Origin of the sequence: [Mycobacterium] manitobense, from assembly GCF_025821665.1 — a bacterium.
Taxonomy (GTDB): Bacteria; Actinomycetota; Actinomycetes; order Mycobacteriales; family Mycobacteriaceae; genus Mycobacterium; species Mycobacterium arseniciresistens.
The window spans coordinates 1-25813 of the sequence record NZ_JACKSJ010000178.1; the positions used below are offsets into that span (position 1 = coordinate 1).

Genomic DNA, 25813 nt, shown 5'->3' on the forward strand with positions numbered 1-25813 from the left:
CGAGCACCTCCCACGGCGAGAGCATGTCGAGTACCACGCGGTCGACCTCCGCCCCCGCCCCGCCGGCTGCCGCCGCCACCACCGCGCCAGCGCATCCCCCGCGGACCCGCCCCGCGACGGCGGGCGGGCCGCCCCGAACTCTCCGACGCCGCCGTGGTCTCGCGGTCGTGGGGCATGGCACTGGCGACGCTGATCAGCCGCATCACCGGTTTCCTGCGGATGGCGCTGCTGGCCTACCTGCTCGGCGACGCGCTGCTGAGTTCCTTCTCGGTGGCCAACCAGCTGCCCAACCTCATCGCGGCCCTGGTGCTCGAGGCCACGTTCACCGCGATCTTCATCCCGGTGCTGGCCCGGGCCGAGCGCGACGACGCCGACGGCGGCACCGCGTTCGTACGGCGGCTGTTCACGCTGGCCACCGCCCTCCTACTGGTCACCACCGTGCTGTCGGTGGCCACCGCTCCCCTGCTGGTGCGCCTGATGTTGGGCGACGACCCGCAGGTCAACAGCCCGCTGACGGTCGCCTTCGCGTTCCTGCTGCTGCCCCAGGTGCTGTTCTACGGGCTGTCGTCGGTGTTCACCGCGATCCTCAACACTCGCAACGTGTTCGGCCCGCCTGCGTGGGCACCGGTGATCAACAACGTGATCGCGATCCTCACGCTCGGCGTCTACATGCTGGTGCCCGGTGAACTGTCGCTCGACCCGGTGGAGATGGGCAACGCCAAACTGCTGGTGCTGGGCATCGGCACCACCCTCGGTGTGGTCGCGCAGACCGTGGTGCTGCTGGTGGCAATCCGCAAGGAACGCATCAGCCTGCGCCCGCTGTGGGGGCTCGACGACCGGCTCAAGAGGTTCGGCGCGATGGCCGCCGCGATGGTCTGCTACGTGCTGATCAGCCAGCTCGGCCTGATCGTGGGCAATCAGATCGCCAGCACCGCGGCGGCATCCGGGCCGGCGATCTACAACTACACCTGGATCGTCCTGATGCTGCCCTTCGGCGTGATCGGCGTGACGGTGCTGACCGTGGTGATGCCGAGGCTGAGCCGCAACGCCGCCGCCGACAACCTCCCCGCCGTGCGGGCCGACCTGTCGCTGGCCACCCGGTTGACCATGGTGACCCTGATCCCGATCGTGGCGGTGATGACCGTCGGCGGGCCTGCGATCGGCAGCGCGCTGTTCGCCTACGGCAACTTCACCCCCGAGGCCGCCGGCTACCTCGGCATGGCGATCACCCTCTCGGCGTTCACGCTGGTCCCTTACGCACTGGTGCTGCTCCAACTCCGGGTGTTCTACGCCCGCGAACGGCCGTGGACGCCGATCGCCGTCATCGTGTTCATCACCGCGGTGAAGATCGCCGGATCACTGGCCGCTCCGCACCTGACCGACGACCCCCAGCTGGTGGCCGGTTACCTGGGCCTGGCCAACGGACTGGGCTTCATCGCCGGCGCCGTGGTCGGCTATCTGCTGCTGCGCTCCCATCTGCGTCCGCCCGGCGGACGGCTCTTCGACACGCAGGTGGTGCGCACGATCCTGGTGACGGTCACCGCGTCACTGCTCGCCGGGCTGGTCGCGCACGTCGCCGACCAGCTGCTCGGGCTCGAGTCGCTGACGGAACGCTTCGGCGCAGGCGGTTCGCTGGTGCGGCTGGCGGTCATCGGACTGCTGATGGGGCCGATCATCGCCGGGGTTCTGATCGGCGCGCGGGTGCCCGAGGCGACCGCGGCGCTTGCGGCGGTCCGGCGGCGGTTCGGACGCGCACCCGCGGTGCCCGCGGCGCCCGCGGGGCGTGCCGTCTCGCCACGCCCGGATGGCCGGTTCCCGTACCCTGAGCACAGGAATCTCCATCCGGAACGACGGCGGCCAGGACCGCCCGCCGGCTGGCCAGGACCCCCGGCGGGGGCAGGGATGCGGAAAGGACCAGCGGTGACCGACGAACCCGCGGGTGGCGCCGTACCTGCGCCGGACCGCACCGCCACCACCAAGCTTCCCCGCGCCACCGCCGACGACTTCCAGCCCGACGTCGGCTACTCCGACGATGCTGGCGCCGACAGGGACGTCACGGCCGAAGTGTCCAACGGCACGACGCCGATGCCCGCATCGGGCCGCCCGCCCGCCGACTACGGCGGCGACCCGACGCGTGAGTCGCTGCCGTTCGACGCGCCGCGCGAACCAGCCATCGAGGCCGCCACCTCCGACGAGGATGTTCACCTCATCCCCGGCGCCACCATCGCCAACGGCCGCTACCGCCTACTCGTCTTCCACGGCGGCCCGCCGAACCTGCAGTTCTGGCAGGCCGTGGACACCGCGCTGGACCGCCAGGTCGCCCTGACGTTCGTCGACCCCGACGCGACCCTGCCCGACGACCAGCTGCAGGAGATCCTCGGCCGCACCCTCAAGCTCAGCCGCATCGACATGCCGGGGGTGGCACGCGTTCTCGACGTCGCCAATACCGGTTCGGGCGGGCTGATCGTGTCGGAGTGGATCCGCGGCGGTTCGCTGGCCGAGGTCGCCGACACCTCGCCGTCGCCGATCGGCGGCGCCCGCGCCATGCAGAGCCTGGCCGCCGCGGCCGAGGCCGCGCACCGTTCCGGGGTGTCGCTCTCGATCGACCATCCCAGCCGCGTCCGGGTCAGCATCGAGGGCGACGTGGCGCTGGCGTTCCCCGCGACCATGCCCGACGCGACGCCGGAGGACGACATCCGCGGGATCGGCGCCTCGCTGTACGCGCTGCTGGTCAACCGCTGGCCACTCGAGGAATCGGGGGTGCCGAGCGGCCTGCGGCCCGCCGACCTGGACACCGCGGGCAATCCGGTGGAACCGCGGTCGGTGGACCGTGACATCCCGTTCCAGATCTCGGCGGCAGCCGCCCACGCGATACAACCCGACGGCGGCATCCGCAGCGCGCCCACGCTGCTGAACCTGCTCCAGCAGGCGACCGCGATCGCCGACCGCACCGAGCAGATCAACCCCGTCGACCAGCCGAACGGGCCGGAGCGGGCACGCCCCGCACCGGACGACGACCCCGAGTTCGTGGCCCGTCGCCGCAAGGGCCTGATGGTGGGGCTGGCGATCGGCGGCGCGATCCTGGTGGTGGCGCTGATCGTGCTCGCCACGGTGCTCAGCCGCATCTTCGGCGATGTCGGCGGCGGCCTCGACGGCGACGAACTGGGACTGAACGCCCCGTCGTCGACCGAGGCCGGCGAGTCCGGCGGCGGCAGCGGCACCGCCGTGAAACCCGTTCGGGTGACGGTGTTCTCGCCCGAGGGTGAGGCCGACGCGCCCGACGAGGCCGGCCTGGCGATCGACGGCAACGCCTCCACCGTATGGCCGATCGACACCTACTCCGACCCCGAACCGTTCCCGAACTTCAAGAACGGGGTGGGGTTGATGCTCGAACTCTCCGAGCCCACCACGCTGTCCGCGGTGAAGATCGACCTCAACAGCACCGGCACCGAGGTGGAGATCCGGTCCGCCTCGTCGCCCTCCCCGTCGTCGCTGGACGACACCACCGAACTCACCCCCGCGACGCCGGTGCGCCCCGGCTCGAACACCATCGAGATCAGCGACGCGGCGCCGACGTCGAACGTCCTGGTCTGGGTCTCGAAGCTGGGCAAGGTCGACGGGGAGAGCCGCAGCGACATCGCCGAGGTCACCCTCGAGGCCGCCTCCTGAGGCGTTGTCCCCAGGTCCTGCAGCGCTGAACCCGCGGTGGGAGCCACCGGCGCAAACTGGTGCCTCGAACGCCCTCCGGCGCCGTTTAGTGTTCGGCTGTGGAGAGCTTCGGGGGAACCTCTGAACCACCGGGGGTGACGCACGGCCAGTCGGACGCGGACCTGCTGGCCGCGCACGTCGCGGGTGACCGGTACGCGTTCGAGGTGCTGTTCCTGCGCCACGAGCGACAGCTCTACCGGCTGGCGCTGGTCACCAGCCGCAACCCCGAGGACGCCGCCGACGCGCTGCAGGACGCCATGCTCAAGGCGCACCGCAAGGCGCACGCCTTCCGGTTCGACTCGGCGGTGAGCAGCTGGCTCTACCGCATCGTCGTCAACGCCTGCCTGGACCGGCTGCGCCGCAACAAGAACCACCCCACCACCGCGCTGCTCGACGACGCCCTGCCCGCCGGCGACTCCACCGCCCGCGTCGACACCGCGATCGTGGTGGAACGCGCCCTGCTGACACTTCCGGTCGAGCAGCGGGCCGCGGTGGTCGCCGTCGACATGCAGGGCTACACGGTGGCCGAGACCGCGCGCATGCTCGGCGTGCCCGAGGGCACCGTCAAGAGCCGGTGCAGCAGGGCCCGCGCCAAACTCGCCGAGGCACTGCACTACTTCGATGCGGGCGCCGAACCGACGCGCGAACCGCGGGCAGGGCGCCGCATCGCGGGCACCCATGGTGGAGACTGGGCGGGCAGGCCAGTGGCGACGCGACGGAAGGACGGGAGCGGCGATGCCGGACGAGGGGCGCACGGACGCCGCGCCGCCCGACGGCCCGATCACGCCTGAACTCCTGGCCGACCTGCAGGCCGGCACCCTCGACGCCGAGACGGCCGCCCGGCTGTGGCGCCGGTTGCGCACCGATCCCGCGGCGGCCGCCACGCTTGCGGCGCTGGACCGCGTCCGGCGTGACCTCGCGCATCTGGGCGGTGACGACGCGTCGGCGGGCGGTGTGCCCGCCGCGGTGACGGCGGGTGTCACCGCGGCACTGCGGGCGGCGCCGCCCCACCCCCGGCCCGGGTGTTGACCGCCGCACACTCGCGCCGGTCGTAGTCTGACCACAGCCGGTCGGGGAACACCCGGACCTAGGCTGGTGTTTGTACCCGTGCCGGCGTGATACGGCAGAAAGGCCCACATGACCACCTCATCGAAGGTCCACGACCTGATCATCATCGGTTCTGGCCCGGCGGGTTACACCGCGGCGATCTACGCCGCCCGTGCCCAGCTCGAGCCCCTGGTCTTCGAGGGCACCCAGTTCGGCGGCGCACTCATGACCACCACCGAGGTGGAGAACTTCCCCGGCTTCCGCAACGGCATCACCGGTCCTGAACTGATGGACGAGATGCGCGAGCAGGCCCTGCGCTTCGGCGCCGACCTGCGGATGGAGGACGTCGACGCGGTGTCGCTGGAGCGTCCGGTCAAGACGGTGACCGTCGGCGACGAGACCCACCGGGCGCGCGCGGTGATCCTGGCGATGGGCGCCGCGGCCCGCCACCTCGGCGTGCCCGGCGAGGACACGCTGCTCGGGATGGGCGTCAGCACCTGTGCGACCTGCGACGGGTTCTTCTTCCGCGACCAGGACATCGCGGTGATCGGTGGCGGCGACTCCGCGATGGAGGAGGCCACGTTCCTCACCCGGTTCGCCCGCAGCGTCACCGTGATCCACCGGCGCGAGGAGTTCCGCTCGTCCCGCATCATGCTCGATCGGGCACGCGCCAACGAGAAGATCACATTCCTGACCAACACCCAGGTGACCGAGATCGAGGGCGACCCCAAGGTGACCGGCATCCGGCTGCGCGATGCCATCACCGGCGAGGAGTCCAAGCTCGCCGTCACCGGCGTGTTCGTCGCCATCGGGCACATCCCGCGCTCGGATCTCGTGCGCGGTCAGGTGGAGCTCGACCCCGACGGCTACGTGCAGGTCGAGGGCCGCACCACGAGCACGTCGATCGAGGGCGTGTTCGCCGCGGGCGACCTCGTCGACCGGGTCTACCGGCAGGCGATCACCGCGGCAGGCAGCGGCTGCGCGGCGTCCATCGACGCTGAGCGCTGGCTCGCCGAGGTCGGCGCCGCCCCGAGTGATCAAGAGATCTCAGCGCCGATCTGACCCCGTCTCAAACCACAGTCCGAACCGAAGGAGAATTTACGATGCCCGAGACCTCCGCGACGGTCGCCGTCACCGACGACTCGTTCGCCGACGACGTACTGTCAAGCAGCACACCGGTTCTGGTGGACTTCTGGGCCACCTGGTGCGGCCCGTGCAAGATGGTCGCCCCGGTGCTCGAGGAGATCGCCGGCGAGAAGGCCGGCGCGCTGACCGTGGCGAAGCTCGACGTCGACGCCAACCCGAACACCGCCCGCGACTTCCAGGTGGTGTCGATCCCGACCATGATCCTGTTCAAGGACGGCGAAGCGGTGAAGCGCATCGTCGGCGCCAAGGGCAAGGCCGCGCTGCTCCGCGAACTGGCCGACCTGGTCTGACATCCGCCACGCGGCAACCACGACCCGCCTGCGGTTTTCCGGATTCCGGCGAAGGTCTGCGACAATACTGGCTAGCGGTTCATGAAATAGTCGGCGCTGTCATTTTCTGTCAGCCGGATCGAAAGGCCATCCTGGAGGGCCAGTATGTCGATTCTTCGTCGCGGTGACCGCGGGGGTGCGGTCACCGAGGTCCGCGCGGCATTGTCCGCACTGGGCCTGATCGACAGCCCGGACGATGACCTGAGCACCGGCAAGCACGTCGCGCTCGACGTGTTCGACGGCGAGCTCGACCACGCCGTCCGTGCATTTCAGCAGCACCGCGGCCTGCTGGTCGACGGCATCGTCGGCGAAGCCACCTACCGTGCGCTCAAAGAGGCCTCCTACCGCCTCGGCGCCCGCACGCTGGCCCACCAGTTCGGCGCCCCGATGTACGGCGACGACGTCGCCACACTGCAGGCCCGGCTGCAGGACCTGGGTTTCTACACCGGCCTGGTCGACGGTCACTTCGGGCTGCAGACGCACAACGGGTTGATGTCCTATCAGCGCGAGTACGGCCTGTACCCGGACGGCATCTGCGGCCCGGAGACGTTGCGGTCGTTGTACTTCCTCGGCTCCAGGGTGACCGGCGGTTCGCCGCACGCGATCCGCGAGGAGGAGCTGGTGCGGCGCTCGGGACCCCGGCTGTCGGGTAAGCGGGTGATCATCGATCCGGGCCGCGGCGGCGCAGACCACGGGCTGATCATGAACGGCCCGGAAGGCCCGATCAGCGAAGCAGACATCCTGTGGGACTTGGCGAGTCGGCTCGAGGGCCGGATGACCGCGATCGGCATGGAGACGTTCCTGTCGCGGCCCAACAACCGGGCGCTGACGGATGCCGAACGGGCCGAGACGGCCAACACCGTCGGTGCGGACCTGATGATCAGTCTGCGCTGCGCCACCCAGTCGAGTCCGTCGGCGAACGGCGTCGCGTCGTTCCACTTCGGGAACTCACACGGTTCGGTGTCCACCATCGGCCGCAACCTCGCCGACTTCATCCAGCGGGAAGTGGTGGCCCGCACCGGATTACGTGACTGCCGCACCCATGGCAGGACGTGGGACCTGCTCCGGCTGACCCGGATGCCTACCGTGCAGGTCGACGTCGGGTACATCACCAACCCGCAGGACCGCTCGCTGCTGGTGTCGACGCAGACCCGTGACTCGGTCGCCGAGGGCATCCTCGCCGCGGTGAAGCGGCTGTACCTGCTCGGCAAGAACGACCGTCCCACAGGGACTTTCACGTTCGCCGAGCTGCTGGCGCACGAACTGTCGGTGGAGCAGGCGGGGCGGCTCCCGTCCTAGCGGGACGGTGCCGCGCCGAGACATGCTGGGCCACCTCGGAGTCAACGTCCCCGACCTCGTCGCCGCGAAGAAGTACTACGACGAGCTGATGCCGGTGGTCGGGTTCGAGGCGTTCCTGGCCGCCGACGACCAATTCGCCTTCCGTCCGGCCGGCGGCAAGCCCGGTACGTATCTGTTCTTCTATCCGGCCGTCGAGGCCGCCCCCTACTCACGTCACCGCGCCGGACTGCAGCATCTCGCATTCATGGTGAAGACGCGCTCGGCCGTACATGCCGTACACCGGCTCGTCCAGCGGATCGGCGCCGACGTGGTGCATGAGCCCCAGTCGTTCCCGCAGTACCAGCCGCCCTACTTCGCGACCTTCTGGCTCGACCCGTTCGGCGTGATGCTCGAAGCGGTGTGTCACCACGACCGGGACTGAATCCCTCGTCGGCTCAACGACTTGCCTCGCGTCTGGCGACTATCCGATGCGGCCCGCGCCGGCGCCGACGGGCTGCTCCAACTGTGCGTGTTCGAGCAGCCGTTCCAACGCCGCCTCGACACCGGCTTTCCAACCGAGGCCCTGTTCCAGTTCGAGGCGCAGTCGCGGGAAGTACCGGTGCGGGGCGACGACGGTGAAGCCGACGTCTTCGAGGAAGTCGGCGGCGATGATGCACTGATCCACCGAACAGTCGCCGAGTGTCTCGACGACCGCCCCGAGATCGCCCGGCACCAGCCGCGGGTCGGCGAGCTCGGCCGCCTCGGCGGTCCTGCCGAATGCCTCGAGCGCGCGGACGCCCCGTCGAACGAGGTCGCTCACCACCGATGTCAGCAGGCTGCGCGACAGCCCGTCGCAGCCGTCGCCGGATTCGACGCCGACGGTCGTCAGCAGGATCGCGTCGGCGCTCACCGGTCCGGTCGGGAAGAGCCGGGCGCGCGGGACGGCGCGGGGCGGCGCGTAGAACGCGTACCCAAGGCAGGAGCCGGTGTCGTCGGTCGGCGCCGCGTCCTCGAAGCCGGGCGCCGCGTGGATGGCGACCTGCCCGCATGAACCCCACTCGAGCATGACCATCGACAGCCACGCTTCCTTCTCGAATTCCGGGTCGCTGAGGTGGTCGTCGGTGCCGAGGGTGGACGGATCCACCTCCCAGAAGACGCAGCGGCGCGCATGCTTCGGCAGCTGTTCGAATGCCTCGAGCCGAAGAGGCGTGATTCGGGCCGGCACTAGATTCCCCGGATTCGTCGGTGGGCTGGCGTGCGCGTGTGCGCCTCCAGGATAGGGAAGCCCGCCGAGCCGGGCCCGGTTTCCGCCGCTTCCCGCGACCAAATCACATTTTCAGACGAAACAGGTTGTCGCGCATCACGATTCCTTAGACGACGAATGCGGTCCGACGTGCGCAGTGGCATCAGTGTCACAGTGACGTAATTACCGTGTGTGGCCGGTCATCGTTGCGACGAGTTCATCAAGTCCACTATCCGCTGCAAGTCGTCGACCGACCCGAACTCCACCACGATCTTGCCCTTGCGTTTGCCCAGGCTCACGGTGACGCGGGTGTCGAAGGCCGAGGACAGCTTCTCAGCAACGTCCTGCAGGCCCGGCATCTGAATCGGCTTGCGCCGAGGGGCCGAGGGGGCCGAGCCGTCGCCCCGGTTGGCCAGAGTGACCGCTTCCTCGGTGGCGCGCACCGACAACCCCTCGGCCACGATGCGGGCGGCGAGTTCCTCCTGCCGCTCCGGACCACCCTCGAGCGAGAGCAGGGCGCGGGCATGGCCGGCGGACAGCACCCCGGCGGCGACGCGGCGCTGAACGGCGATCGGCAGGCGCAGCAGCCGGATCATATTGGTGATCAGCGGACGGGAGCGGCCGATCCGCGTCGCGAGTTCATCGTGGGTGACGTCGAACTCCTCGAGCAACTGCTGATAGGCGGCCGCCTCCTCCAGCGGGTTCAACTGGGCGCGGTGGATGTTCTCCAGCAGCGCGTCGCGCAGCATGCTGTCGTCGGCCGTCTCGCGGACGATGGCCGGGATGGTGGCCAGGCCGGCCTGCTGGGCCGCCCGCCACCGCCGCTCCCCCATCACCAACTGGTAGCGCGGTGTCTCCGGACCGGTGCTGACGGCCCTTACGACGATCGGCTGCATCAGACCGAACTCGCGGATCGAGTGCACCAGTTCGGCGAGTGCCTCCTCGTCGAAGACCTGCCGGGGCTGGCGCGGGTTGGGCTCGATGGTCGCCGGATCGATCTCCCGGTACACGGCGCCGACATCGCTCGACTCGGCGACCGGTAGCCCGCCGATCACCACGTCGGCGGCCGCGTCACCCATCCGTGGACCCATGGTGCCCGGGCCGCCCTCGTCGGCCGGACCGGTCGGGATGAGGGATGCCAGACCACGTCCGAGGCCGCTGCGCTTGCGGGTGGGTTGAGTCATCGTCGTCCTCTCGTCACGGATGTGCTGTTGCGTGGGTGCTCATCGCGGCGGGGCCTCGCCCGGTGCACCCCGTTCGGCGAGTTCACGGCTCGCGTCGAGATAGCTCAGCGCGCCGCGTGAGCCCGGGTCGTAATCGAGGATCGTCATGCCGTAGCCGGGCGCCTCGGACACCTTCACGCTGCGCGGGATCACCGTCCGCAGCACCTTGCTGCCGAAGTGCGCTCGGACATCCGCGGCGACCTGATCGGCGAGCTTGGTGCGGCCGTCGTACATGGTGAGGATGACGGTCGACACGTTGAGTTCGGGGTTGAGGTGCGACTTGACCATCTCGATGTTGCGAAGCAACTGGCCGACACCTTCCAGCGCGTAGTACTCGCACTGGATCGGGATCAACACCTCCGGCGCAGCCACAAGGGCGTTGATCGTCAGGAGTCCGAGCGACGGTGGGCAGTCGATGAACACGTAGTCGAAGTCGAACTGCTTGAGCTCGGCCAGCGCGGTTCGCAGCCTGCCTTCGCGCGCCACCATGCTGACCAATTCGATCTCGGCACCCGCGAGGTCGATGGTCGCCGGGATGCAGAACAGCCGTTCGTTGTGCGGGCTGCGCTGCAGCGCCTCCGCGACGGGGATCTCCCCGATGAGGACCTCGTAGGACGACGGAGTGCCGGGGCGGTGCTCGATGCCGAGCGCGGTGCTGGCATTGCCCTGCGGGTCGAGGTCGATCACCAGGGTCTTGAGGCCCTGCAACGAGAGCGCCGCCGCGACGTTCACCGCCGTGGTGGTCTTGCCGACGCCGCCCTTCTGATTGGCGATGGTGAAGACCCGTTGGTGCGCCGGCCGCGGGAGGTGACCCTGCGTGGTGTGCAGCAGGCGCACCGCCCGTTCGGCCTCGGCGCCGATCGGGGTGTCGATGCCGGCATCGTCGGTCCATGCACCGCCGCTCCCGCCGCGCTGCCATGTTTCACGTGAAACATCGCGGGGAGGCTGCGAGCCGCCACCCGCCGGCGGTCCGGCGACGGACGCTCGCGGCGGCACCGCCGCACCGGTCGGTGGAACCGGAGCGGCCCCACCGCGCGGCCCGGTCCGTTCGCTGTCTGGCCCCGGCCTCATCGAGTTCTCCTGCCCGTTCGTTCCGACCGAGCCGATCTCGGCTTCTTCACCTCGCGCCGCGCCACGACCACGGTCGCCGGTGGATCTAGATAGTCCGCGCCACATTTCAACACCCTCACATCGACGGCGCCAACCGACGCCAGCACACGCCGGTGCTCTTCGATCTCTGACTCGGCGCGCTCGCCCTTGAGGGCGATCATGCGGCCACCGTCCCGAAGGAGCGGAATGCTCCACCGGGCGAGCTTGTCCAACGAGGCGACGGCGCGTGACGTGACGACGTCCATCTCCCCCACCTGTTCGCGCACCGCCTTGTCCTCGGCCCGGCCGCGGACGACGCCCACGGCGAGTCCCAACTCCGCGATCACTTCGGTGAGGAACTCGCTACGGCGGAGCATCGGTTCCACGAGGGTCACCTCGAGGTCCGGCCGGGCCAGGGCCAACGGTATCCCGGGCAACCCGGCCCCGCTGCCGATATCCACCAGCCGCTCGTGCGGGGTGAGCAACTCGGCCATCGCCGCACTGTTGAGGACGTGGCGTTCCCACAGTCGCTCGACCTCGCGTGGCCCGATCAGCCCGCGCTCGACGCCAGCGCCGGCGAGGATCTCCGCGTAGCGCTGGACGTCACGCAGGCGGTCCCCGAACAGGGTCCGCCCCGCCTCCGGTGGCGGCCCGGCGTCAGCATGTTTCACGTGAAACATCCCTCCGCCGAACCGCTCGAGAGAACTACACCGGTGTAACTCAGAAGGTCAGTCAGCGAGGACGACAACACGGCGGGACGGCTCCACGCCTTCGCTCTCGCTGTGCACGCCCTCGACCGCGGCCACCGCGTCGTGCACGATCTTGCGTTCGAACGGGGTCATCGGCGCCAACTCCTCGCGCTCCCCGGACTCCAGCACCCGGCGGGCCACCTTGTCGCCCAGCGTTGCCAACTCGTCACGACGATTGCGCCGCCACCCGGCGATGTCCAGCATCAGCCGGCTCCGCTCACCCGTCTTCTGGTGCACGGCCAGCCGCGTCAGTTCCTGCAGTGCGTCGAGCACCTCGCCCTTGCGGCCGACGAGCTTGTTCAGGTCGGTGCCGCCGTCGATGCTCACCACCGCACGGTCGCCCTCGACGTCGAGATCGATGTCGCCGTCGAAGTCGAGGAGGTCCAACAGCTCCTCCAGGTAGTCCCCGGCGATCTCGCCCTCGGCGACCAATCGGTCCTCGAGGTCCTCCCCCGCAGGCCGGGCGGCGGTCTCCTCGGCGTCAGCCTGCTCGAGGCCGGCGTCGAGCTCGTCGGTGCGCTCGGTGGTATCAGCGTCCGTCATCTGTGTCTCTCCCTCTCCCCCAGTCCGCGGACTGGTCAACGCTTTCGCTTCTTCGGACGGGCGCCCGGCCGCGGCGTGCGGTTGGCGACCTGTTCTCCGCCGGCCGCCTTCGTGGGGCTGCCGTTGCTCTCTCCATCGACCGTTGCGGTGCTCGCGGGCTCCGCGGCTTCGGACTCCGGCTCGCCCGCGGCGACGTCCTTGCCCGGGGCGGCCGCCGACGCCTTGCGCGCCCGATTCGGCTTGGCGCCAGGCGCCGGCGCATTGGCGGCTCGACGTTCCTGCGCCTCGGTCTTCTTGGCTTCTTCTTCCTTCTCGATCTTGCCGAAGACGTAGTGCTGCTGTCCGTAGGTCCAGATGTTGTTGGCGAGCCAGTACATGATCACCGCGAGCGGCAGGAACGGTCCGCCGACGATGACGCCGAGCGGGAAGACGTACAGGGCGAGCTTGTTCATCATCGCCGTCTGCGGGTTGGCCGCCGCTTCGATGCTCTGCCGCGCCACCGACGCCCGGCTGTTGAAGTGGGTGGCGATGCCGGCCAGGAGCGCGATCGGCACGCCCACCAGGATCACCGACAGGCGGTTGAATTCGGTGAACGCCAGCAGGCCGTGCTGCTGAATCATCGTCGCGCCGAGCGGGGCGCCGAAGAGGTTCGCGTCCAGGAAGTGCCCGACGTCGGTCGCACTGAACACGTAGTTGCCCAGGCTGCGGTTCTCCTCCACCGACAGCCCGAGCCGGCCGATGCCGGTCTGCGTCCGGTTGAACGACATCAGCACGTGATAGAGGCCCAGGAACACCGGCACCTGCGCGAGCATCGGCAGGCAGCCCAGGATCGGGTTGAAGCCGTGCTCGCGCTGCAGCTTCTGCATCTCGAGCGCCATCCGCTGGCGGTCCTTGCCGTACTTCTTCTGCAGCGCCTTGATCTGTGGCTGCAGTTCCTGCATCTGCCGGGTGGTGCGGATCTGCCGCACGAACGGCTTGTAGAGGATCGCGCGCAGGGTGAACACGAGGAACATCACCGTCAGCGTCCACGTGAAGAAGTTGTCCGGACCCAGGAACGGGATGGCGGAGAAGGCCTTGTACCAGACCCACATGATCGCCGACACCGGGTAGTAGATGATGTCGAGGCTGAACCAGTTAAACACTCGCCTTGCTCCAGACTTGGTCGTCGTCGGCCGCTTCGGTGCCGCTCGCATGCTCGGAGTGCGCGCACGCGCCGCTGCCACGCTCCGGGATCGGATCCCATCCTCCCCTATGCCAGGGGCCACACTTGGCGAGCCGGATGACGGCCAACCATCCGCCGCGCACCAGTCCGTACTCGGTCAGCGCGTCGACGGCGTACTGACTGCAGGTCGGCATGAACCGGCAGGTCGGCAATCGCAGCGGCGAGACAGTGTGCCGGTAGAGCTGGATGGCCGCGATGACCGCCCGCGCCGCCATCGCACCCGTGCCCCGCAGCCGACTCATCGCGATGTCCCCCGCCGGCGCCGCACGCGAGCGAGACCGTCGCGCAACTGGCGCTCCAGATCGGGCGAGACCGCACGGGCGGAGTTCGGCAGCGCTCGGATCACCAAACGGTCGCGGCTGTCGAGGTCGTCGAGCACGGTCCGCGCCACGTGACGCAACCGCCGGGACACCCGGTGGCGCACGACGGCGTTGCCGACCGACTTGGCCACGACGAGACCGATCCTCGGACCGCTGTCATCCACGGTGTCGAGGGCGGCGTGCAGCACCAGATCGGGGTGCGCCGAGCGCACCCCTTGACTGACCGTGGAACTGAACTCCGTCGACCGCGTCATCCGGTACCGGGCCGGAAGCACCGCGCTAGATCCTGCGTCGGATCACGCAGTGAGCGAACGACGGCCCTTTTGACGACGACCCGAGACGATCGCACGCCCGGCGCGGGTGCGCATCCGCAACCGGAAGCCGTGGACGCGCGCACGCCGGCGGTTGTTGGGCTGAAAGGTCCGCTTGCCCTTGGCCACGGCAATATCTCCTCGTTACGAGTGGCGGCCACGCGCCACGCACAGCGGACTGTGTCGGTGGACGCGGTCGCCGTTGGTAAGCTCATGCGTCTTGCTAACCGGCGCGGTCTCCGGACCCCGGGTCGCAGCCGTGTCGCCACGTGCGGGCGACTGTTCGAGGGTACTGACGAGATTTCGCTGGGTCAAACCTGCTCGGACCGCTCCTCCGGGGCCCGGAAAACTTCACATCAGTCACAACCTTCACCGTCTTCGAGAAGCTGTCCAGGAGTGGACAAACAATGTTGCAGAACGGTTGGCACGTCGAGAGAAAACTGTTAGCTTCTGGCAATGCCGTTCCCAGACCGGGGCCGGCGGCGACAACGAAGCGAGGATGCCCACCGCACCGAGAGCCCACAGCATGCATCACCACTGTGACGAGCCCCGGCCTGCGGCGTCCCCGCCGGTAGACAACAGAGAGCGGCGACGTACTGTCTCTATCCACAGACTGTGGATAACCATGTGGACAGACCGTCTTCGTTCCTTTGGTCGTCCTTGGACCGACCACGAGGGGGTAGGCGTCAATTGACTGCTGACCCCGACCCACCCTTCGTCGCCGTGTGGAACAACGTGCTGGCCGACCTCAACGGCGACGCCGACACCCGCGACCGCAACGGCTCCGGCCCACTGCCCGTCCTGACTCCTCAGCAAAGGGCCTGGCTGAAACTCGTCAAGCCGCTGGTGATCACCGAGGGCTTTGCCCTGCTGTCGGTGCCCACGCCGTTCGTGCAGAACGAGATCGAACGCCACCTCCGCGAGCCGATCATCTCCGCGCTCAGCCGGCACCTCGGTCAGCGGGTCGAGCTCGGGGTGCGCATCGCCACCCCCTCGACCGACGACGCCGACGACGCCACCGGATCACCGCCACCGGCCGCGGTCACCGAGCCCGACGAGGTCGACGACGACCGGGAGGCGCTCGCCAGCGCCGAGGAGAGCTGGCCGACGTACTTCCGCGCTCCGGCGTCCGACTCGTCGGCCGCCGACGCCAACGCCGTCAGCCTCAACCGCCGCTACACCTTCGACACCTTCGTCATCGGTGCGTCGAACCGGTTCGCCCACGCCGCGTCGCTCGCGATCGCCGAGGCGCCGGCCCGGGCATACAACCCGTTGTTCATCTGGGGCGAGTCCGGTCTCGGCAAGACCCACCTGCTGCACGCCGCCGGCAACTACGCCCAGCGGCTGTTCCCCGGCATGCGCGTCAAGTACGTGTCGACCGAGGAGTTCACCAACGACTTCATCAACTCGCTGCGCGACGACCGCAAGGCGTCGTTCAAGCGCAGTTACCGCGACATCGACGTGCTACTCGTCGACGACATCCAGTTCATCGAGGGCAAGGAAGGCATCCAGGAGGAGTTCTTCCACACCTTCAACACGCTGCACAACGCGAACAAGCAAATCGTCATCTCCTCCGACCGGCCGCCCAAGCAGCTGGCCACACTGGAGGACCGGCTGCGGACCCGCTTCGAGTGGGGCCTGATCACCGACGTCCAGCCGCCGGAACTCGAGACGCGCATCGCGATCCTGCGCAAGAAGGCGCAGATGGACCGCCTCGACGTGCCCGCTGACGTGCTGGAACTCATCGCGGCCGGCGTCGAACGCAACATCCGCGAACTCGAAGGCGCGCTGATCCGAGTCACCGCGTTCGCCTCGTTGAACAAGACCCAGATCGACAAGTCGCTGGCCGAGATCGTCCTGCGGGACCTCATCTCCGATGCCGGCACCATGCAGATCAGCACCGCGGCGATCATGGCCGCCACCGCCGAGTACTTCGAGACGACGGTGGAGGAACTGCGCGGCCCGGGCAAGACCAGGGCGCTGGCACAGTCACGGCAGATCGCGATGTATCTGTGCCGCGAGCTCACCGAGCTCTCGCTGCCGAAGATCGGTCAGGCCTTCGGCCGCGACCACACCACGGTGATGTACGCCGAGAAGAAGATTCGCGGCGAGATGGCGGAGCGCCGTGAGGTGTTCGACCACGTCAAGGAACTCACCACCCGGATCCGTCAGCGCTCCAAGCGCTGAGCTCCTGCTCTCCATCTCATCCCGCGCGGTGTCCCGCGCGCCATTCGCGTGCGCTCCCCCGCACCGCCATGCCATCCCGACGCGCCCGGGCGGTGCCGTCGGACGTCGAATCGCACTCCTCGCGGCGAAAAACTTCCGTCACATCGGCATCACTCGTCACCGCCGCGACCTGTGCACAACGGTGTGAACAACATGGTGGCCGATCGGCCGAACCGCCGAAGTTGTCATACATCGACCGGGTGCTCCACAGTTCCCGACCGCCCGCAGCCGGCCCGTCCACAGCCCACTCACAATTCGACACGCATGACTGCCAGCGCCGACGCGGCTTCATCCCCAGCGTCCACAGCCCCTATTACTGTTACTCATTTATATCCATTGGTTTCCTCTCTGAAGACAGCGCCTGGGGAAACTCCGTCACCACCCCGGCCGGACGGCCGCACGTGCCCGGTTGTCACCCCGATCGATTAGCTTTCAAGTTGGCGCGGAAAGCTCTACGGTGGTTCATCGACAGCCGTTACGGTCATCGCATCGCATGCAGGTCACGCGGGTTGAGACGCCGGGAAACCGCTGGTTATCGCTGATTGTGTGGTTCATCGAAGGGACGTTTTGGACGTGACGACATCGACGGCTGGTCTCACGGATCTGAAATTCCGACTGGTGCGTGAGGACTTCGCCGACGCGGTGGCCTGGGTGGCCCGCAATCTGCCCACCCGGCCGACCGTCCCGGTGCTCGCCGGGGTGCTCCTCACCGGCAGCGACGACGGGCTGACGATCTCGGGATTCGACTACGAAGTGTCCGCCGAGGTCCGCGTCGCGGCCGAAATCGCTTCTCCGGGAAGCGTTCTGGTCTCCGGACGGCTGCTGTCCGACATCACCAGGGCGTTGCCCGCCAAGCCGGTGGACGTCAGCGTCGAAGGCACCCGCGTCTCGCTGACCTGCGGCAGCTCCCGATTCTCGCTCCCGACGATGGCCGTCGAGGACTACCCGACGCTGCCCACGCTGCCCGAGGAGACCGGTGTGGTTCCCGCCGGTCTGTTCGCCGAGGCGATCGGCCAGGTCGCGGTTGCCGCCGGCCGGGATGACACCCTGCCGATGCTCACCGGGATCCGCGTCGAAATCTCCGGCGAATCGGTGGTTTTGGCGGCGACCGACCGGTTCCGCCTCGCGGTTCGCGAACTGACGTGGTCCACCGGGACCGCCGACATCGAGGCCGCGGTGCTGGTGCCGGCCAAGACGCTGGCCGAAGCGGCTAAGGCCGGTTCCGACGGTTCCGACGTCCACCTGTCGCTCGGCGCCGGGGCAACCGTCGGCAAGGAAGGCCTGCTCGGCATCCGCAGCGAGGGTAAGCGCAGCACCACCCGCCTGCTCGACGCCGAGTTCCCGAAATTCCGCCAGCTGCTGCCCAGCGAGCACACCGCGGTGGCCACCATCGGCGTCGCCGAGCTGACCGAGGCGATCAAGCGCGTCGCACTCGTCGCCGACCGCGGCGCCCAGATCAGGATGGAGTTCTCCGAGGACGCGCTGCGCCTGTCGGCCGGTGCGGACGACGTCGGCCGCGCCGAGGAGGACCTTCCCGTGTCGTTCGCCGGCGATCCGTTGACCATCGCGTTCAACCCGACCTACCTCACCGACGGCCTCGGTTCGTTGCATTCCGAGCGGGTGGCGTTCGGCTTCACGACACCCAGTCGTCCCGCTGTGTTGCGGCCCGCAGGCGAGGATGATGGAACCGTCGGCGCAAGTGGCCCCTACCCGGCCGCCCAGACCGATTACGTGTATCTGTTGATGCCGGTACGGCTTCCCGGCTGACCGGCCCCTACCGCCGGAGAAGAGGGCATACATGCAGCTGGGTCTGATCGGGCTGGGCAAGATGGGCTTCAACATGCGGGAGCGCCTGCGTGAAGGTGGCCACGAGGTCGTCGGATTCGACCCACGCCCGGAGGTGACCGACGTACCCACCATCGGCGCGCTGGCCGAGGCCCTCGCGGCACCCCGGGTGGTGTGGGTGATGGTGCCGTCGGGACCCATCACCCACGACACGATTGCGACGCTGGCGAACGAGCTCAGCGAGGGCGACCTGGTGATCGACGGCGGCAACTCCCGCTACACCGAAGACGGCCTGCACGCGAAACTTCTGTCCGAGAAGGGAATCGCGTTCATCGACGCGGGTGTCTCCGGCGGTGTCTGGGGCCTGAAGGAGGGCTACGGCTTGATGGTCGGCGGCAGCGACGCCGACGTCGAGCGGGCCATGCCGATCTTCGACACGTTGCGGCCGCCGGGTGACCGCGCGGACGGATTCGTGCACGCGGGGCCGGTGGGTGCGGGTCACTTCGCGAAGATGGTCCACAACGGGGTGGAGTACGCCCTGATGACCGCGTACGGCGAGGGCTACGAGATGCTCGCCGCCGAGGAGCTGATCACGGATCCGCAGGCGGTGTACCAGGCGTGGAGCAACGGCACCGTGGTGCGGTCGTGGTTGCAGCAGCTGCTTGCCAAGGCGCTGAAGGAAGATCCGCAGCTCGCCGAGATCTCCGGCTACACAGAGGATTCCGGTGAGGGCCGGTGGACGGTGGAAGAGGCGATCCGGTTGCGGGTCCCGGTGCCGAGTATCGCCGCGTCCCTGTTCGCGAGATTCTCCTCCCGTCAGGAGGATTCGCCGACGATGAAGGCCGTCGCGGCGCTGCGCAACCAGTTCGGGGGTCACGCCGTCAAGAGGATCAGCGAGTCCGGTTAGCCCGTGTACGTCCGTCACGTGACACTCACCGATTTCCGGTCTTGGGCGCACATCGACATCGATCTGACGCCGGGCCGGACGGTGTTCGTCGGCCCCAACGGCTTCGGAAAAACGAATCTTGTTGAGGCGTTGTGGTACTCGGCGACCCTCGGGTCGCACCGCGTGGGTGCGGACGCACCACTGATCCGGACAGGCGCCGAACGTGCGGTGGTGTCGTCGATCGTCGTCAACGACGGCCGCGAACTCGCCGTCGACCTCGAGATCACCAGCGGCCGTGCGAATAAGGCCCGGCTGAACCGCTCCCCCGTCCGCAGTGCGCGCGAGATCCTGGGGGTGCTGCGCGCGGTGCTGTTCGCGCCCGAGGACCTGGCCCTGGTGCGCGGCGACCCGAGTGACCGGCGCCGCTACCTCGACGATCTGGCCACCACGCGCAGGCCGGCGATCGCGGGCGTGCGTGCGGATTACGACAAAGTGGTGCGACAGCGGACCGCGCTGCTGAAGACCGCCGCGGGTGGCCGGCACCGCGGGGACCGCAGTGTGCTCGACACCCTCGACGTGTGGGACGGCCACCTCGCTGCCCACGGGGCCCGGCTGATGGCGGCACGCGCGGTGCTGATCTCCGAACTCGCCCCCGAGGTGGAGAAGGCCTATCAACTCCTGGCTCCCGCGTCGCGGCCGGCCGCCATCCGGTACCGCCCCAGCATCGAGCTGGACGACGACGCGCCGGCACCCGACAGCGTCCAGCACTATGAGGCGGCGCTGCTGGCGGCGATGAGTAGCCGGCGCGACGCGGAACTGGAGCGCGGTGTCTGCCTGGTCGGTCCGCATCGCGACGACCTCGAGCTGCGGCTCGGCGATCAACCCGCGAAAGGCTTTGCTAGCCATGGTGAGTCGTGGTCGATGGCGCTCTCGCTGAGATTGGCGTCCTACGAACTGCTGCGCGCCGACGGAGGCGACCCGGTGCTGCTGCTCGACGACGTGTTCGCTGAACTGGACACCGCGCGGCGGCGGGCGTTGGCCACCGTCGCCGAGTCCGCGGAGCAGGTGCTGGTCACCGCGGCCGTCGCTGAGGACATCCCCGAGGGCTGGGACGTCCGGCGGATCGAGATCCGCATGACGGACGGCGACGACGGCCGGATATCGACGGTGCACACATGACAGACGACGAGATCCCCAAGAAGAACGACGACGCAGGCGATCCCGCGCCGGGTCCGCCGGCCCATCTGGCCGGCCTGTCCGGAATGGACCTGGTGCGCCGCACGCTGGAGGAGGCACGCGGCGCCGCCCGCAGCCAGGGCAAAGACGTCGGCCGCGGCCGCACCTCCCCGACTCGGCGCTCGCCGGTGACCGGCCGGCGGCGCAGCTGGTCGGGCCCCGGCCCGGACTCCCGCGACCCGCAGACGCTCGGCGCAGCGACGAGCGACCTGGCTCGCAGCCGCGGCTGGTCGGGTCGGGTGGCCGAGGGTTCGGTGCTGGGCCGGTGGACCACCGTGGTCGGCGAACAGATCGCCGAGCACGCCGTGCCCACCGGACTGCGCGACGGGGTGCTGACGGTGTCGGCGGAATCGACCGCCTGGGCGACCCAGCTCCGGATGGTGCAGTCCCAGCTGCTGGCCAAGATCGCCGCGGCCGTCGGCGACGGCGTGGTGACATCGCTGAAGATCGTCGGCCCGGTGGCGCCGTCTTGGCGCAAGGGCCGCTACCACATCTCCGGCCGCGGGCCGCGCGACACGTACGGATGAGTCGCGAGCGATCCGCTGTGCGCCGTCTGGCGCGCGGATCGGAGGTCCTCAAGCGTCCTGACGCACCGAAGTTCGAGAAATTCGGCGCACGGCCCAGTGAGATAGGTGGAAACGCCGCCACAGTGTCGGTCCAGTCGGCATGTTTCGGTAGACTGGTGAGCGATCACGAGGGGCAGTTGACCTCTCATGCGAACCCCGAGGAGACGCGTCCGACGTGCCTGCCCAAAAGAAGAGTGCTCCGACCGAGTACGGCGCCGAGTCGATCAAGGTCCTCGAAGGGCTGGAGGCGGTCCGTAAACGGCCGGGCATGTACATCGGTTCCACGGGCGAGCGCGGTCTGCACCACCTGGTCTGGGAGGTGGTGGACAACGCCGTCGACGAGGCGATGGCCGGCTACGCCACCAAGGTCGACGTCAGGATCCTCGAGGACGGCGGCGTCCAGGTCACCGACGACGGCCGCGGCATCCCCGTCGCGATGCACTCCACCGGGATCCCCACCATCGACGTGGTGATGACCGTCCTGCACGCGGGCGGCAAGTTCGAGGAGGGCGCCTACCAGGTGTCCGGCGGCCTGCACGGCGTCGGTGTGTCGGTGGTGAACGCGCTTTCCAGCAGGCTCGAGGCCGACGTCCGCACCGACGGCTACGAGTGGTTCCAGACCTACGAGCGGTCGGTTCCGGGAACCCTGAAGCAGGGTGAGAAGACGAAGGAGACCGGGTCGACCATCCGGTTCTGGGCTGATCCCGACATCTTCGAGACCACCGACTACGACTTCGAGACGATCGCGCGGCGGCTGCAGGAGATGGCCTTCCTCAACAAGGGGCTGACCATCGACCTCGTCGACGAACGGGTGAAGGCCGACGAGGTCGTCGACGAGGTGGTCAGCGACACCGCCGAGGCCCCGAAGACCGCAGAGGAGAAGGAGGCCGAGAAGACCGCGCCGCACAAGGTCAAGCACCGCACCTTCCACTACCCCAACGGTCTCGTCGACTACATCAAGCACATCAATCGCACGAAGACCGCGATCCACCAGAGCATCGTCGACTTCGGCGGCAAGGGCACCGGCCACGAGGTCGAGATCGCGATGCAGTGGAACGCCGGCTATTCCGAATCGGTGCACACCTTCGCCAACACCATCAACACCCACGAGGGCGGCACGCACGAGGAGGGTTTCCGTGCGGCGCTCACCTCGGTGGTGAACAAGTACGCCAAGGACAAGAAGCTCCTCAAGGAGAAGGACCCCAACCTCACCGGCGACGACATCCGCGAGGGCCTGGCCGCGGTCATCTCGGTGAAGGTCGGCCAGCCGCAGTTCGAGGGTCAGACCAAGACCAAGCTGGGCAACACCGAGGTCAAGTCATTCGTGCAGCGGGTCTGCAACGAACAGCTCACCCACTGGTTCGAGGCCAACCCGGCCGAGGCGAAAACGATTCTGAACAAGGCGGTCTCGTCGGCCCAGGCCCGGATGGCCGCGCGCAAGGCCCGAGAGCTGGTGCGGCGCAAGAGCGCCACCGACATCGGTGGTCTGCCCGGCAAGCTCGCCGACTGCCGTTCCACCGATCCCAGCCGCTCCGAACTCTATGTGGTGGAGGGTGATTCGGCCGGCGGCTCGGCCAAGAGCGGCCGCGACTCGATGTTCCAGGCGATCCTGCCGCTGCGCGGCAAGATCATCAACGTCGAGAAGGCGCGCATCGACCGGGTGCTGAAGAACACCGAGGTCCAGGCGATCATCACCGCGCTGGGCACCGGCATCCACGACGAGTTCGACCTGTCGAAGCTGCGCTATCACAAAATCGTGCTGATGGCCGACGCCGACGTCGACGGCCAGCACATCTCGACGCTGCTTCTCACGCTGCTGTTCCGGTTCATGAAGCCGCTCATCGAGCACGGCCACGTCTTCCTCGCCCAGCCGCCGCTGTACAAACTGAAGTGGCAGCGTTCGGAACCCGAGTTCGCCTACTCGGACCGGGAGCGCGACGGTCTGCTCGAGGCGGGTCGCGCGGCGGGCAAGCGGATCAACACCGAAGACGGCATCCAGCGGTACAAGGGCCTCGGTGAGATGGACGCCAAGGAACTGTGGGAGACCACCATGGACCCGTCGGTGCGGGTGCTGCGGCAGATCACGCTGGACGACGCCGCGGCCGCCGACGAACTGTTCTCGATCCTGATGGGCGAGGACGTCGAGGCCCGCCGCAGCTTCATCACCCGCAACGCCAAAGACGTTCGTTTCCTTGACGTTTAACCGCTTCGCGACCACGAACAGCGACCAGAGGATCTGATGACTGACACCACGTTGCCACCGGGCGACGAAGCCGGCGACCGCATCGAACCGGTCGACATCCAGCAGGAGATGCAGCGCAGCTACATCGACTACGCCATGAGCGTGATCGTCGGGCGTGCGCTGCCGGAGGTGCGCGACGGCCTCAAGCCGGTGCACCGCCGCGTGCTCTACGCGATGTTCGACTCCGGCTTCCGCCCCGACCGCGGACACGCGAAATCCGCACGGTCGGTTGCCGAGACGATGGGCAACTACCACCCGCACGGCGACTCGTCGATCTACGACACCCTGGTGCGGATGGCGCAGCCGTGGTCTCTGCGCTACCCGCTGGTCGACGGGCAGGGCAACTTCGGCTCCCCCGGCAACGACCCGCCGGCCGCCATGCGTTACACCGAGGCCCGGCTGACCCCGCTGGCCATGGAGATGCTGCGCGAGATCGACGAGGAGACAGTCGATTTCGTCCCGAACTACGACGGGCGTGTGCAGGAGCCGACGGTTCTGCCGAGCCGGTTCCCGAACCTGCTGGCCAACGGCTCCGGCGGCATCGCCGTCGGCATGGCCACCAACATGCCGCCGCACAACCTGCGCGAGCTCGCCGAGGCCGTGTACTGGTGCCTGGAGAACTTCGAAGCCGACGAGGAAGCCACCCTGGCCGCCGTCTGCGAGCGGGTGAAGGGCCCCGACTTCCCGACCCACGGCCTGATCGTCGGGTCGCAGGGCATCGAGGACACCTACAAGACCGGCCGCGGGTCGATCCGGATGCGCGGCGTCGTCGAGATCGAGGAGGACAGCCGCGGGCGAACCGGGATCGTCATCACCGAGCTGCCCTACCAGGTCAACCACGACAACTTCATCACCGGAATCGCCGAGCAGGTGCGCGACGGCAAGCTCGCCGGCATCTCCAACATCGAGGACCAGAGCTCCGACCGCGTCGGCCTGCGGATCGTCGTCGAGGTCAAGCGCGACGCCGTGGCCAAGGTGGTGCTCAACAACCTCTACAAACACACCCAGCTGCAGACCAGCTTCGGCGCCAACATGCTGTCCATCGTCGACGGCGTTCCGCGCACCCTGCGGCTCGACCAGCTGATCCGGCACTACGTCAACCATCAGCTCGAGGTCATCGTCCGGCGCACCACCTACCGGTTGCGCAAGGCCAACGAGCGGGCCCACATCCTGCGCGGCCTGGTCAAGGCGCTCGACGCGCTCGACGAGGTCATCGCGCTGATCCGCGCGTCGGAGAGTGCCGACGTGGCCCGCACCGGCCTGATGGAACTGCTCGACGTCGACGAGATCCAGGCCCAGGCCATCCTCGACATGCAGCTGCGCCGGCTGGCCGCCCTGGAACGCCAGCGCATCGTCGACGACCTCGCCAAGATCGAGGCCGAGATCGCCGACCTCGAGGACATCCTGGCCAAACCGGAACGCCAGCGCGCGATCGTGCGCGACGAACTCAAGGAACTCGCCGACAAGTACGGCGACGACCGCCGCACCCGCATCGTGCCAGCCGACGGCGAGGTCAGCGACGAGGATCTGATCGCCCGCGAGGACGTCGTCGTCACCATCACCGAGACCGGCTACGCCAAGCGCACCAAGACCGACCTGTACCGCAGCCAGAAGCGCGGCGGCAAGGGTGTCCAGGGCGCTGGGCTGAAGACGGATGACATCGTCAACCACTTCTTCGTCTGCTCCACCCACGACTGGATCCTGTTCTTCACCACGCAGGGCCGGGTCTACCGGGCCAAGGCGTACGAGCTGCCGGAGGCTTCACGCACCGCGCGCGGTCAGCACGTCGCCAACCTGCTGGCCTTCCAGCCCAACGAGCGCATCGCCCAGGTCATCCAGATCAAGGGCTACGAGGATGCGCCCTATCTGGTGCTGGCCACCCGCAACGGCCTGGTGAAGAAGTCGAAGCTCACCGACTTCGACTCGAACCGCTCCGGCGGCATCGTGGCGGTGAACCTGCGTGACGGCGACGAACTGGTCGGCGCGGTGCTGTGTTCGGCCGAGGAGGACCTGCTCCTGGTGTCGGCCAAGGGCCAGTCGATCCGCTTCTCGGCAACCGACGAGGCGCTGCGGCCGATGGGCCGTGCCACCTCCGGTGTGCAGGGCATGCGGTTCAACGAAGAGGACAGGCTGCTCTCCCTCAACGTGGTCCGGCCGGACACGTATCTGCTGGTCGCGACGGCCGGCGGGTACGCCAAGCGCACCGCGATCGACGAGTACACCGCGCAGGGCCGCGGCGGAAAGGGCATCCTGACGATCCAGTTCGATCGCAGGCGTGGCAACCTGGTGGGAGCGTTGATCGTCGATGACGACACCGAGTTGTACGCCATCACCTCCAACGGCGGCGTCATCCGGACCGCGGCCCGTCAGGTCCGCAAGGCCGGACGGCAAACCAAGGGCGTTCGCTTGATGAACCTGGGTGATGGCGACACACTGATTGCCATCGCGCGCAACGCCGAAGAGGGCGACGGCACTGACGAGGTCAACACCGACCTCGGCGAGTAGCCGGCGCCGGACCACTTAAGGAGCCGTAGGTGAGTTCACCGAACGAGCCGGGATACCCGCGCGCGGGCGACGGCCCGAGTGCTGCCAACGGTTCCGCGGCGGGCCGCGACGGCGGGGCCCTGGGCGCCGCGGCCGGGCGTACCGGGTCCCCGGCCGTGC

The 25813-nt window shown here is 68.6% G+C and carries 22 protein-coding genes and 1 pseudogene; 14 read left to right on the forward strand and 9 right to left on the reverse strand.

Annotated features, from left to right (window positions below):
• Positions 1 to 66 precede the first annotated feature (66 nt).
• The 7 genes and pseudogenes from murJ to H7I41_RS20480 all read left to right on the forward strand — a co-directional run bounded on the left by murJ (position 67) and on the right by H7I41_RS20480 (position 7950).
• Positions 67 to 3669 (forward strand): murein biosynthesis integral membrane protein MurJ, encoded by a 3603-nt coding sequence (murJ, locus tag H7I41_RS20450; protein ID WP_276009274.1) that lies wholly within the window; start codon positions 67 to 69, stop codon positions 3667 to 3669.
• A 98-nt stretch (positions 3670 to 3767) separates the two neighbouring features.
• A pseudogene (gene sigM / locus H7I41_RS20455) lies at positions 3768 to 4343 on the forward strand (RNA polymerase sigma factor SigM); the annotation flags it as partial.
• 100 nt (positions 4344 to 4443) lie between these two features.
• A complete protein-coding gene (locus tag H7I41_RS20460) occupies positions 4444 to 4737 on the forward strand; it encodes an RsmA family anti-sigma factor (protein WP_308214650.1) in 294 nt (97 codons plus the stop codon).
• 108 nt (positions 4738 to 4845) lie between these two features.
• Positions 4846 to 5817, forward strand: coding sequence for a thioredoxin-disulfide reductase (gene trxB, locus H7I41_RS20465; protein ID WP_264014448.1), 972 nt, complete (start codon positions 4846 to 4848; stop codon positions 5815 to 5817).
• A 41-nt stretch (positions 5818 to 5858) separates the two neighbouring features.
• A complete protein-coding gene (gene trxA, locus H7I41_RS20470) occupies positions 5859 to 6191 on the forward strand; it encodes a thioredoxin (RefSeq protein WP_264014449.1) in 333 nt (110 codons plus the stop codon).
• 144 nt (positions 6192 to 6335) lie between these two features.
• Positions 6336 to 7529, forward strand: a complete 1194-nt coding sequence (locus tag H7I41_RS20475) for an N-acetylmuramoyl-L-alanine amidase (protein ID WP_264014450.1) — start codon at positions 6336 to 6338, stop codon at positions 7527 to 7529.
• A 22-nt stretch (positions 7530 to 7551) separates the two neighbouring features.
• Positions 7552 to 7950 carry a VOC family protein gene (locus H7I41_RS20480; protein ID WP_264014467.1) on the forward strand — a complete coding sequence of 133 codons (399 nt, stop codon included), beginning with the start codon at positions 7552 to 7554 and terminating at the stop codon, positions 7948 to 7950.
• Positions 7951 to 7989: 39 nt separating this feature from the next.
• Here the strand turns inward: H7I41_RS20480 and H7I41_RS20485 are convergent, their stop codons facing one another.
• The 9 genes from H7I41_RS20485 to rpmH all read right to left on the reverse strand — a co-directional run bounded on the left by H7I41_RS20485 (position 7990) and on the right by rpmH (position 14337).
• Positions 7990 to 8733, reverse strand: a complete 744-nt coding sequence (locus H7I41_RS20485) for an acetyltransferase (RefSeq protein ID WP_264014451.1) — start codon at positions 8731 to 8733, stop codon at positions 7990 to 7992.
• 218 nt (positions 8734 to 8951) lie between these two features.
• Positions 8952 to 9935 (reverse strand): ParB/RepB/Spo0J family partition protein, encoded by a 984-nt coding sequence (locus tag H7I41_RS20490; protein WP_264014452.1) that lies wholly within the window; start codon positions 9933 to 9935, stop codon positions 8952 to 8954.
• A gap of 39 nt (positions 9936 to 9974) precedes the next feature.
• On the reverse strand, positions 9975 to 11045 hold the full coding sequence (locus H7I41_RS20495) for a ParA family protein (RefSeq protein WP_372503774.1): 1071 nt from the start codon (positions 11043 to 11045) through the stop codon (positions 9975 to 9977).
• The gene (gene rsmG, locus H7I41_RS20500) at positions 11042 to 11743 is read right to left on the reverse strand and encodes a 16S rRNA (guanine(527)-N(7))-methyltransferase RsmG (protein WP_264014453.1); all 702 of its coding nucleotides are present in this window, start codon (positions 11741 to 11743) and stop codon (positions 11042 to 11044) included. The genes H7I41_RS20495 and rsmG overlap by 4 nt, the downstream gene beginning before the upstream one ends.
• 48 nt (positions 11744 to 11791) lie before the next feature.
• Complete coding sequence (locus H7I41_RS20505; protein ID WP_264014454.1) at positions 11792 to 12355, reverse strand: Jag family protein; 564 nt, start codon at positions 12353 to 12355, stop codon at positions 11792 to 11794.
• Positions 12356 to 12390: 35 nt separating this feature from the next.
• Positions 12391 to 13497 (reverse strand): membrane protein insertase YidC, encoded by a 1107-nt coding sequence (gene yidC / locus H7I41_RS20510; protein ID WP_264014455.1) that lies wholly within the window; start codon positions 13495 to 13497, stop codon positions 12391 to 12393.
• A complete protein-coding gene (gene yidD, locus H7I41_RS20515) occupies positions 13490 to 13819 on the reverse strand; it encodes a membrane protein insertion efficiency factor YidD (protein ID WP_264014456.1) in 330 nt (109 codons plus the stop codon). Before yidD ends, yidC begins: the two co-directional genes overlap by 8 nt.
• Entirely contained in the window at positions 13816 to 14172 is a 357-nt protein-coding gene (gene rnpA / locus H7I41_RS20520) for a ribonuclease P protein component (protein ID WP_264014457.1), read from the reverse strand. Before rnpA ends, yidD begins: the two co-directional genes overlap by 4 nt.
• Positions 14173 to 14193: 21 nt before the next feature.
• Positions 14194 to 14337 (reverse strand): 50S ribosomal protein L34, encoded by a 144-nt coding sequence (gene rpmH / locus H7I41_RS20525; RefSeq protein WP_264014458.1) that lies wholly within the window; start codon positions 14335 to 14337, stop codon positions 14194 to 14196.
• Between the two features lie 561 nt (positions 14338 to 14898).
• On the opposite strand from rpmH, the gene dnaA reads away from it, so the two are divergent.
• The 7 genes from dnaA to gyrA all read left to right on the forward strand — a co-directional run bounded on the left by dnaA (position 14899) and on the right by gyrA (position 25654).
• Entirely contained in the window at positions 14899 to 16395 is a 1497-nt protein-coding gene (dnaA, locus tag H7I41_RS20530) for a chromosomal replication initiator protein DnaA (protein ID WP_264014459.1), read from the forward strand.
• A gap of 612 nt (positions 16396 to 17007) precedes the next feature.
• Complete coding sequence (gene dnaN, locus H7I41_RS20535; RefSeq protein ID WP_302915488.1) at positions 17008 to 18201, forward strand: DNA polymerase III subunit beta; 1194 nt, start codon at positions 17008 to 17010, stop codon at positions 18199 to 18201.
• 31 nt (positions 18202 to 18232) lie between these two features.
• Positions 18233 to 19126 (forward strand): phosphogluconate dehydrogenase (NAD(+)-dependent, decarboxylating), encoded by an 894-nt coding sequence (gnd, locus tag H7I41_RS20540; RefSeq protein ID WP_264014460.1) that lies wholly within the window; start codon positions 18233 to 18235, stop codon positions 19124 to 19126.
• Positions 19127 to 19129: 3 nt separating this feature from the next.
• Complete coding sequence (gene recF / locus H7I41_RS20545) at positions 19130 to 20284, forward strand: DNA replication/repair protein RecF (RefSeq protein WP_264014461.1); 1155 nt, start codon at positions 19130 to 19132, stop codon at positions 20282 to 20284.
• On the forward strand, positions 20281 to 20868 hold the full coding sequence (locus H7I41_RS20550; protein ID WP_264014462.1) for a DUF721 family protein: 588 nt from the start codon (positions 20281 to 20283) through the stop codon (positions 20866 to 20868). Before recF ends, H7I41_RS20550 begins: the two co-directional genes overlap by 4 nt.
• 214 nt (positions 20869 to 21082) lie before the next feature.
• A complete protein-coding gene (gene gyrB, locus H7I41_RS20555; protein ID WP_264014463.1) occupies positions 21083 to 23110 on the forward strand; it encodes a DNA topoisomerase (ATP-hydrolyzing) subunit B in 2028 nt (675 codons plus the stop codon).
• 36 nt (positions 23111 to 23146) lie between these two features.
• Entirely contained in the window at positions 23147 to 25654 is a 2508-nt protein-coding gene (gyrA, locus tag H7I41_RS20560; protein ID WP_264014464.1) for a DNA gyrase subunit A, read from the forward strand.
• Positions 25655 to 25813 lie beyond the last annotated feature (159 nt).